This window comes from Micromonospora sp. ATA51 (assembly GCF_016802855.1).
Taxonomy (GTDB): domain Bacteria; phylum Actinomycetota; class Actinomycetes; order Mycobacteriales; family Micromonosporaceae; genus Micromonospora; species Micromonospora sicca.
The window spans coordinates 1-9,062 of record NZ_JAEVHJ010000279.1; the positions used below are offsets into that span (position 1 = coordinate 1).

Consider the following 9,062-nt stretch of genomic DNA (forward strand, 5'->3'; position numbering starts at 1 on the left):
TCCGCCGGGCGCAGGGCCACCACCGCCGCGAACGCGGCCAGCTCCAGCACCACGAAGAAGATCGCGTACGCGACCGCCGGCCGCGTACGCCCCGGCGCGGGCGTCGGCGGTGCGGCCGGCCGCCAGCGCGAGCGCGCCGAGCGGGGCGAGGATGTAGCCGGCCTGGGCCACCGAGGACCAGGCGAGCAGCCGGACGGTACGCCGCTGGCGCAGCGCCACCAGGTTGCCGACGGTCATGGTGAGCACGGCGAGCAGGGCCAGCACCGGACCGGTGACGGTGGCCGGCAGCGCCCGCTGGACCACGGCGAGCAGGGCCACCACCCCGCCCAGCTTCGACGCGGTCGACAGGTACGCGGCCACCGGCAGCGGCGCGCCGTCGTACGTGGCCGGGGCCCAGGCGTGGAACGGCACCGCCGCCACCTTGAACGCCAGCCCGAGCACCACCAGCGCCACCGCGACCGTGGTCAACGGCAGGTCCAACAGCTCCGGCCGCTCGGCGAGGGTGGCGCCGAGCCGGTCGAGGTGCAGCCCGCCGGTCACCGCGTAGAGCAGCGCCGCGCCGAGCAGGGTCAGCGTGGTCGCCACCACGCTGACCACGAAGAAGGTCACCGCCGCCTCGGCGCTGGCCAGGCTGCCCCGGCGCAGGCCGACCAGGACGTAGAGCGGCAGGGTGAGCGTCTCCAGCGCCACGATCAGGGTGATCAGGTCGCCGGCCGCGCCGAGCACCACGCCGCCGGTCATCGCGCAGGCGAGCAGGAAGCAGTACTCCCCCACCGGCGTGCGGCCGGCCCGCAGCAGCGGCCCCGACAACGCCAGTACCCCCAGGGTGAGCAGCGCGAAGACCGCCGCGACCAGGGCCGCCCGGCCGTTGAACAGCCAGGAACAGTCACCGCCCACGCAGAAGGTGCGCCGCTCGCCGCCCGCCCCGACCACCGCCGCGCCCACCGCCGTGGCGACGCGCGACGGCGGCCACCGCCACCGTCGCGGCGGCCCGGGCCACCAGCAGGTCGGCCAGGAGCACGACCACGGCGGTGCCGGCGGCCAGGTACGCCGGCAGCAGCGCCACGTTGTCCACGCTCTGCACCAGGCTCACGCCGCCACCCCGCCCCACCGACGAATCCGGGACCCGTTCACTTGAGCACCCCCACCAGGGCGTCCACCGGGCCGGTCGCGTAACCGAGCACCAGCGCGGGGGCCAGGCCGACGGCCAGCGCGAGGAGCACCAGCGGGGCCCACGCGGTCAGTTCGGCCCCGGCCAGCCCGGGCGCCAGCCGGCCCACCGCCGGACTGGGTCGCCCGTGGGTGACCTGCCGCAGCAACCGCAGGAAGTACGCGGCGGTCAGCGCCCCGCCGAGCGCGGCCAGCACCGCCAGGGTGACCCAGAACCCGCCGCCCCGCCGGACCGCCGCCACCACGGCGAACGCCTCGCCCCAGAAGCCGGCCAGCCCGGGCAGCCCCAACGAGGCGACCGCCGCGAAGCCGAGCAGCCCGGCCAGCCGGGGCGCGGTCTCCCGCAGCCCGGACAGCTCGGCGAGGGAGCCGGTGTGGGTACGGTCCTTGACCGCCCCGGCCAGGAAGAAGAGCAGGCCGGTGATCACCCCGTGCGCGATGTTGCCGATCAGCGCCGCCTCGATGCCGGTGGCCGTGAGCGTGGCCACCCCGAGCAGCACGAAGCCCATGTGCCCGACGCTGGAGTACGCGATCAGCCGCTTCAGCTCGTCCTGCGCGAGGCAGACCAGCGAGCCGACCAGGATCGCGGCGACGGCGAGCACCCCGAGCACCGGGGCGGCCCAGCGGGCGCCTTCCGGGGCCACCCCGACCGCCACCCGGATCAGGCCGTACGTCCCCATCTTGAGCAGCACCCCGGCCAGGATGACGCTGCCGACGGTGGGCGCCTGGGTGTGCGCGTCGGGCAGCCAGGAGTGCAGCGGCCAGAGCGGACTCTTCACCGCGAACGCCAGCGCCAGCAGCGCGAACGCGGCGAGCTGCGTGCCCCGGGACAGCCCGGCCCCGCCGGTCAGCGTCACGAGGTCGGCGGTGCCGGCGGCGGCGACCACCACGTAGACGCCGACCAGCAGCAGCACCGAGCCGAGGAGCGTGTAGAGGACGAACTTCCGGGCCGCCCGCCGCCGGTCCTCGCCGCCCCAGCCGGCGATGATCGCGTACATCGGGAGCAGGACGACCTCGAAGAAGACGAAGAACAGCACCAGGTCGAGGGCGAGGAAGGTGCCGAGGATGCCCACCTCGACCACCAGCAGCAACGCGACCAGGGCCCGGCCGCTGCCACCGTCGGGCACCCGCCACAGCGTGTACCCACAGCAGAGCAGGGTGAGCAGGGCGGTGAGCACCACCAGCGGCCAGGAGATCCCGTCCACCCCGAGGTGGAAGCGCAGGTCGAGGCCGGGCACCCAGGGCAGGTCGAGCTGGTGCCAGGGCTGCACGGCGGGACGGGGCCCGTAGCCGAACCAGCCGTGGTCGCCGCCGACCAGCGGCACGGTGGCGAGCAGGGTGAGCGCGGCGGCGACCACCCCGGTCAGCCGGGCCGCCCGGTCGTGCGGGACGGCCGCCACCGCGACCGCGCCGAGCGCCGGCACGGCCAGGACCGCGACCAGCAGAACCTGCCCGACGCTCACGGTGTCACCTCAGTTCGCGACTGCGGGGCTCGCAACACCGGCTCACTCCTCGCGCTCACGGTGTCACCTCAGTTCGCGACTGCGGGGCTCGCAACACCGGCTCACTCCTCGCGCTCACGGTGCCACCTCAGTTCGCGACTGCGGGGCTCGCAACACCGGCTCACTCCTCGCGCTCACGGTGCCACCTCAGTTCGCGACGCGCTCACGATGCAACCCCGATCAGTGCGACGGCGAGGCCGATCAGCAGCGCGCCGGCGAGTACGCCGCCGCCGCGCGGGGCAGGGCCGCGCGGTGCAGCGTGGCCAGGCCGCCGCCCAGACCCACCGCGGCGTGGCCGCTGCCCTCCACCAGGCCGTCCACCCCCAGCTCGTCCCCGGTCCGCGCGGCCCGGGCGAGCGCGTTCGTCGGGCGTACGACGAGGGCGTGCTGGACGTCGTCGAGCCGGAACGCCCGGGCGAAGACCGGCCGGAGCGGACCCAGGAAGCGGGCCGGGTCGGCGGCCGAGTCCCGGCGCCAGCCCGCCCACGCGACCCCCGCGCCGGCCAGCAGGAGGGCCAGCGGGAGCAGCACCGCCGCGCCCAGGTGGGTCAGCGAGTCGCCGAAGTCGGTCAGCTCCGCCTCGGTGGCGGGCGCGAAGATCCGCCCGATGAACGGCCCCCAGAACCCGGCCAGGCCGAGCAGCGCGGCCGGGACCGCCAGCACCAGCACCGGCCAGCGCATCAGCGCCGGCGGGTCGTGCGGGTCCGCCAGCGGGATCCGGGTGGCGCCGAAGAAGGTGCGCAGCAGCAGGCGGGTGGCGTACCAGGCGGTGACGGCGACGCCGAGCAGCCCGGCCAGCCAGACCAGCCAGCCGACCCACTGCGGCGTCGGGCCGGCGCCGTCCAGCGCGGCGGCCTCGGCGGCGGCGAGCACGCCGTCCTTGCTCCAGAAGCCCGACAGCGGTGGCACCCCGGCGAGCGCGCCGAGACCGACCACCGTGCACCAGAAGGTCACCGGCATGCCCCGCCGCAGACCCCCCATCCGGGACATCAGCGTGGTGCCCACCGCGTGGATGACCGCCCCGGCCGCGAGGAAGAGCAGCGCCTTGAACGCGGCGTGGCTGAGCAGGTGGAACAGCGCCGCCGTGGGCGAGCCGACGGCGAGGGCCCCGGTCATGTAACCGATCTGGGAGACCGTCGACCAGGCCAGCACCCGCTTGATGTCGTCCTGCGCGGTGGCCGCGAACGCGCCCAGCAGCAGGGTGATCGCGGCCAGCACGCCGAGCACGGTCAGCGCCACCGGGGCGCGCTCGAACAGCGGGAAGAGCCGGGCCACCGCGTACACGCCGGCGGCGACCATGGTGGCGGCGTGGATCAGCGCGGAGATCGGGGTGGGGCCGGCCATCGCGTCGGGCAGCCAGGTGTGCAGCGGGAACTGGGCGCTCTTGCCGGCCACCCCGGCGAGCAGCAGCAGGCAGGCGGCGGTGAGCGTACCGGTGGAGTAGGGGTGGGCGAGCACGTCGGCGATCTTGAAGCTGCCGGCGGAGACGCCGAGCAGCGCGATGCCGAGCAGGAAGCCCACGTCGCCGACCCGGGTGACCAGGAACGCCTTCACCGCCGCGGCGGGCGCCTCGGGCAGCCGCCGGTCGTGGGCGATGAGCAGGTACGAGCAGATGCCCATCACCTCCCAACCGACCAGCAGCAGGATCAGGTCGCCGGAGACCACCACGACCAGCATCGCGGCGGTGAAGAGACTGATCTGCGCCGCGTACGGCGGGTAGCGGTGGTCCACCTCGACGTCGTCGTGCGGGCCGCGCTTCAGGTAGGCGATCGAGTAGACCTGCACCGCCAGAGCGACCGCGGCCACCGCCGTGGCGACCAGCACGGCCACCCCGTCCAGCCGGTAGCCCAGCGTCACCCGCAGCCCACCCAGGTCGACCCAGGTGGTCGAAGCCTCGACCGGGTGGTCCACCCGGGTCAGCAGCGCCAGCGCGACGAGCAGCGCCCCGGCCGCACCGGCCACGCCGAGCGCGATCGCCACCCGCCGGGCCCGGTCCTCGCCGGTCGCCGCGCCACGCGGCGACGGCGGCAGGAGCAGCCCCACCAGGCCGGCGGCCAACGGCAGGCCGGGCAGCAGCGGTACGAGCGGCGCCAGTCGCCCGATGCCCTCGCTCATCCCCGCACCTCCGGCCCGTCGACGCCGCCCGTGGTCCCCGCGGCGGACCGGTCGGCGGCCACCCCGGCCACGCCGGCCGGCACGGGCGTCGGCGCCTCGGTCAGCGGCACCTCGTCCACCGCGACGCTGGCCCGCAGCCGGTAGAGCTGGAGCACGATGGCCAGCCCCACGCCGATCTCGGCGGCGGCGAGCACGATCACGAAAAGCGCGAAGACCTGCCCGGCGTGCGGCAGCTGCGCCCGGACCGTGGTGTCCGCGGTGACCAGGATCAGGTTCACCGCGTTCAGCATCAACTCGACGGCCATCAGCACCAGCACGGCGTTGCGGCGGCGCAGCACGCCGAAGACGCCCAGGCCGAACAGCAGCGCGGCGGTGACGTAGGGGACGACCGGCCTCACGCGCGCCCACCCTCGTCACCGGCGGCCGGCGTGGCGGACCTGACCGGACCGGGCCGCCCGATGTCGGGGCGGGAGAGCACGATCGCGCCGACCAGGGCGGCGAGCAGCAGCACCGACAGCACCTCGAAGGGCAGCACCCAGGAGCGGAAGACCTGCTCGCCGAGGCGGTCGGCGGTGCCCGCCGTGGGCAGCTCCACCCGGGACCAGCGGAACGCGTCGACCAGCAGCACGGCCAGGCCCAGCCCGCTGCCGCCGCCGATCAGGGCGGCCGGCCAGCCCGGCCGGTCCAGGTCGTCGGAGGCGCCGATCGGCGCGCGGGTCAGCATCACCGCGAAGAGCAGCAGCACGACCACCGCGCCGACGTAGATCAGCACCTGCACCCAGGCCACCAGCTCGGCGGTGAGCACGAGGTAGTCGCCGGCCAGCGCACCCAGGCAGACCACCAGGTAGAGACCGGCCCGGACCAGGTGCTTCGTGCTCACCACCAGCACCCCCGCGCCGACCGCCACCGCGCCGAGGGCGAGCAGCAGCAGGTCCGCACCCGTCATGGGGCCGTACCTCCGTCGGCGGCGGGGCCGGGCTCGGGGCGTACGGCGGAAGGGCGGGCCGGGGCCGCGGCCTTGCGCGCGGCGGTGGTCTCCTCCTTGGAGGGATCGCCGTGCGGGTCGTGCGCGGGTGGCGCCGGGACGGTGGCCATCCACTCGCCGAGGTGGTCCTTGTCGTGCAGCAGGTCCTTGATGTCGTGCTCGGCGTACTCGAACTCCGGGGACCAGTAGAGCGCGTCGAAGGGGCAGACCTCCACGCAGATGCCGCAGTACATGCAGAGCGAGAAGTCGATGTCGAACTTGTCGAGCACGTTGCGCTGGCGGGGGCGGGCGGCGCCGGGCACCGCCACCTCCTCCTTGTGCGAGTCGATGTAGATGCACCAGTCCGGGCACTCCCGGGCGCAGAGCATGCAGACGGTGCAGTTCTCCTCCAGCAGCGCGATCACGCCGCGGGAGCGGGGTGGCAGCTCGGGGGCGACGTCCGGGTACTGCTGGGTGGTCGAGCGGCGGGTCATCGTCTTCAACGTGACCGCCAGCCCCTTCACCAGCCCTTCGCCGGGCATGCCGCTGCGCTCACTCATGCCGCCCATCCTGCCCTGTGCCCTCGGCGCGCGCGACCACCACCCGGCTCTTACCGGCGGTACGGGGATCGTGGGGAGAACGACTCCGCCGACCGGATCAGGCCCCGGGGTCGGTGACGCCGGGCAGCGGGGGCAGCATTTCCACGCCGAGCTGCTGGAGGACCTGGAACAGCTCGTTGACGCTCCACACGTCGAGGATCCGGCCCGTCTCGTCGAAGCGCAGGAACGTCGCCCCGGAGTAGCTGACCACCCGCCCGGTCGGCGGCACCGGGCCGAACTGGCCGGCCTGCGTGCCGGCGGCCCGCCAGTGCACGGCCACCCGGTCCCCGGCCGCCACCAGCTCGACGACCTTGTAGCGCAGGTCTGGGAAGGCCGCCCGCCGGTCCCGGTGCCAGGCCAGCGTCGCCGCCGGTCCGGTCCCACCCAGCCCCGGGCAGTCCTCGGCGATCAGTTCGTACGCCGTCTCCTCGCGGCCGGCGTTCCACACGTCGGCGATGAAGCGTCGGGCCGCCGCCTCCAGATCGGTCACCGCGGCAGCGTAGCCCCGCGTCGCGTCGGGGCTGCCCCGGGACCCGGGAGCGACCATGATGGGAGTCGGACGCCGGCGTGACCGGCGGGGCGATGGCGAGGAGGCGGCGTGGGCGCGGACGACGACGAGATCCTGGAGCGGACCGGCGGGAAGTACGTCGAGCCGGGCGGCGAGTTCACCCGGGACCAGCGCTATATCGCCACCCGGATCACCGCCGACGGCCGGGACGGCTGGCCGGTCGAGCCCGGCCGGTACCGGCTGGCGGTCAGTCGCGCCTGCCCCTGGGCGAACCGGCTGATCATCGTCCGCCGGCTGCTCGGGCTGGAGGACGCCATCTCGATGGCGGTGGCCGGGCCGACGCACGACAAGCGGAGCTGGACCTTCGACCTGGACCCGGGCGGCCGGGACCCGGTGCTCGGCATCGAGCGGCTGGCCGAGGCGTACTTCAAGCGGTTCCCGGGGTACGAGCGCGGCATCACCGTGCCGGCGCTGGTGGACGTACCGACCGGGCGGGTGGTCACCAACGACTACGCGCGGATGAGCCTGGACCTGTCGACCGAGTGGACCGCGTACCACCGCGAGGGGGCGCCGGAGCTGTACCCGGAGCGGCTGCGCGACGAGATCGACGAGGTCAACGCGGTGGTCTTCGCCGACGTGAACAACGGCGTCTACCGGTGCGGCTTCGCCGGCAGCCAGGAGGCGTACGAGAAGGCGTACCACCGGCTCTTCGACCGGCTGGACTGGCTGAGCGAGCGGCTGGCCGGGCAGCGGTACCTGGTGGGCGACACGATCACCGAGGCGGACGTGCGGCTGTTCACCACGCTGACCCGCTTCGACCCGGTCTACCACGGCCACTTCAAGTGCAACCGGCAGAAGCTGGCCGAGATGCCGGTGCTCTGGGCGTACGCCCGGGACCTGTTCCAGACCCCGGGCTTCGGCGACACGACCGACTTCGACCACATCAAGCGGCACTACTACGAGGTGCACCGGGACATCAACCCGACCGGCGTGGTCCCCCTCGGCCCCGACCTGTCCAACTGGCTCACCCCGCACGACCGCGAGCAGCTCGGCGGGCGTCCCTTCGGCGACGGCATCCCGCCTCCGCCGCCCCCGCCTGCCGAGCGCGTCGACCCCGCCCACACTCCACTGCGCTGACCCGCCCCGCTCAGAGGGCGAGGCGGACCGCGGCGGTGAGGACGAGCTGGGCCAGGGCCAGGGGGACCAGCACCAGCCAGCAGAGGCGCTGGAGCTGGTCCTCGCGGAGCCGGGGGTAGGACACCCGCAGCCAGATGATCACGAAGGCGACGGCGAAGACCTTGAGCAGCGTCCAGAGCCAGCCGAGCTGGGCGTCCGCGAACGGCCCCTGCCAGCCGCCGAGGAAGAGCACGGTGGTCAGCGCGGCGATCACCACGATGCCGACGTACTCGGCGAGCAGGAAGAAGGCGAAGCGCAGGCCGGTGTACTCGGTCATGTAGCCGAAGACCAGCTCCGAGTCGGCGACCGGCATGTCGAACGGGGGCCGCCGGATCTCCGCCAGCCCGGCGACGAAGAAGATCACCATCGCCGGCGCCTGCCAGAGCAGCCACCACGGCCGCCACGCCTCGACGATGCCGGAGAGGCTGAGCGTGCCCGCCGCCATCGCCACCGACGCGGCGGCCAGCACCAGCGGCAGCTCGTAGCCGAGCAACTGGGCCGCGCCGCGCAGGCCGCCGAGCAGGCTGTACTTGTTGGCCGACGCCCACGCCGACATCAGCACCGCCACCACGCCGATGCCGACCACCGCGAGGACGAAGAAGAGGCCGATGTCCAGCGGCTGCCCCACCAGGTCGCCCGGGCCGAGCGGGATCACCAGCAGCGCGAGCAGGTACGGCACCAGCGCCACCGCCGGGGCCAGCCGGAAGACGGCCCGGTCCGCGTCGCGCGGCGTGACGTCCTCCTTCTGCACGAACTTGATCCCGTCGGCGATCAGCTGCGCCCAGCCGTGGAAGCCGCCCGCGTACATCGGGCCGAGCCGGCCCTGCATGTGCGCCATCACCTTGTGCTCGACCTGCCCGACGACCAGCGGCAGGGTGAGGAACGCGACCAGCACGCCGGCCACCCGGAGGACCAGCTCCAACCAGGTCGGCATCAGGCCTTCCCTTCCTCGGCCGTGGGCTCGGCACCGGCCGCCGGCTCGGCGTGGCCGGGCCCGGTCGGGCGCTCACCGGGGGTGGGCCGGGCGG

At 74.5% G+C, this 9,062-nt stretch carries 8 protein-coding genes and 1 pseudogene; 1 reads left to right on the forward strand and 8 read right to left on the reverse strand.

Features of this window, described 5'->3' with window-relative positions:
* From JNW87_RS29765 to JNW87_RS29795, 7 genes and pseudogenes are all read right to left on the reverse strand, one after another.
* Positions 1–1,093: pseudogene (locus tag JNW87_RS29765) on the reverse strand (NADH-quinone oxidoreductase subunit N); the annotation flags it as partial.
* 37 nt (positions 1,094–1,130) lie between these two features.
* Positions 1,131–2,633: a NuoM family protein gene (locus JNW87_RS29770; protein ID WP_109802408.1), complete on the reverse strand. Its 1,503-nt coding sequence runs from the start codon at positions 2,631–2,633 to the stop codon at positions 1,131–1,133.
* Positions 2,634–2,873: 240 nt separating this feature from the next.
* The gene (locus JNW87_RS29775; protein WP_375373559.1) at positions 2,874–4,787 is read right to left on the reverse strand and encodes an NADH-quinone oxidoreductase subunit L; all 1,914 of its coding nucleotides are present in this window, start codon (positions 4,785–4,787) and stop codon (positions 2,874–2,876) included.
* Entirely contained in the window at positions 4,784–5,185 is a 402-nt protein-coding gene (gene nuoK, locus JNW87_RS29780; protein ID WP_109802410.1) for an NADH-quinone oxidoreductase subunit NuoK, read from the reverse strand. The genes JNW87_RS29775 and nuoK overlap by 4 nt, the downstream gene beginning before the upstream one ends.
* Positions 5,182–5,733 (reverse strand): NADH-quinone oxidoreductase subunit J, encoded by a 552-nt coding sequence (locus JNW87_RS29785; protein WP_109802411.1) that lies wholly within the window; start codon positions 5,731–5,733, stop codon positions 5,182–5,184. The genes nuoK and JNW87_RS29785 overlap by 4 nt, the downstream gene beginning before the upstream one ends.
* Entirely contained in the window at positions 5,730–6,320 is a 591-nt protein-coding gene (locus tag JNW87_RS29790) for an NADH-quinone oxidoreductase subunit I (protein ID WP_109802412.1), read from the reverse strand. Before JNW87_RS29790 ends, JNW87_RS29785 begins: the two co-directional genes overlap by 4 nt.
* Before the next feature lie 88 nt (positions 6,321–6,408).
* Entirely contained in the window at positions 6,409–6,840 is a 432-nt protein-coding gene (locus JNW87_RS29795; RefSeq protein ID WP_109802413.1) for an ester cyclase, read from the reverse strand.
* A 108-nt stretch (positions 6,841–6,948) separates the two neighbouring features.
* Between JNW87_RS29795 and JNW87_RS29800 the strand changes: the two genes are divergently transcribed.
* The gene (locus JNW87_RS29800) at positions 6,949–7,995 is read left to right on the forward strand and encodes a glutathione S-transferase family protein (protein ID WP_109802414.1); all 1,047 of its coding nucleotides are present in this window, start codon (positions 6,949–6,951) and stop codon (positions 7,993–7,995) included.
* Between the two features lie 10 nt (positions 7,996–8,005).
* Here the strand turns inward: JNW87_RS29800 and nuoH are convergent, their stop codons facing one another.
* Complete coding sequence (nuoH, locus tag JNW87_RS29805; protein ID WP_109802415.1) at positions 8,006–8,968, reverse strand: NADH-quinone oxidoreductase subunit NuoH; 963 nt, start codon at positions 8,966–8,968, stop codon at positions 8,006–8,008.
* Positions 8,969–9,062 lie beyond the last annotated feature (94 nt).

Coding starts and splice junctions, on each gene's coding strand:
- JNW87_RS29775 (WP_375373559.1), bottom strand. CDS start 4,787: ATGAGCGAGGGCATCGGGCGACTGGCGCCGCTCGTACCGCTGCTGCCC.
- JNW87_RS29785 (WP_109802411.1), bottom strand. CDS start 5,733: ATGACGGGTGCGGACCTGCTGCTGCTCGCCCTCGGCGCGGTGGCGGTC.
- JNW87_RS29790 (WP_109802412.1), bottom strand. CDS start 6,320: ATGGGCGGCATGAGTGAGCGCAGCGGCATGCCCGGCGAAGGGCTGGTG.
- nuoH (WP_109802415.1), bottom strand. CDS start 8,968: ATGCCGACCTGGTTGGAGCTGGTCCTCCGGGTGGCCGGCGTGCTGGTC.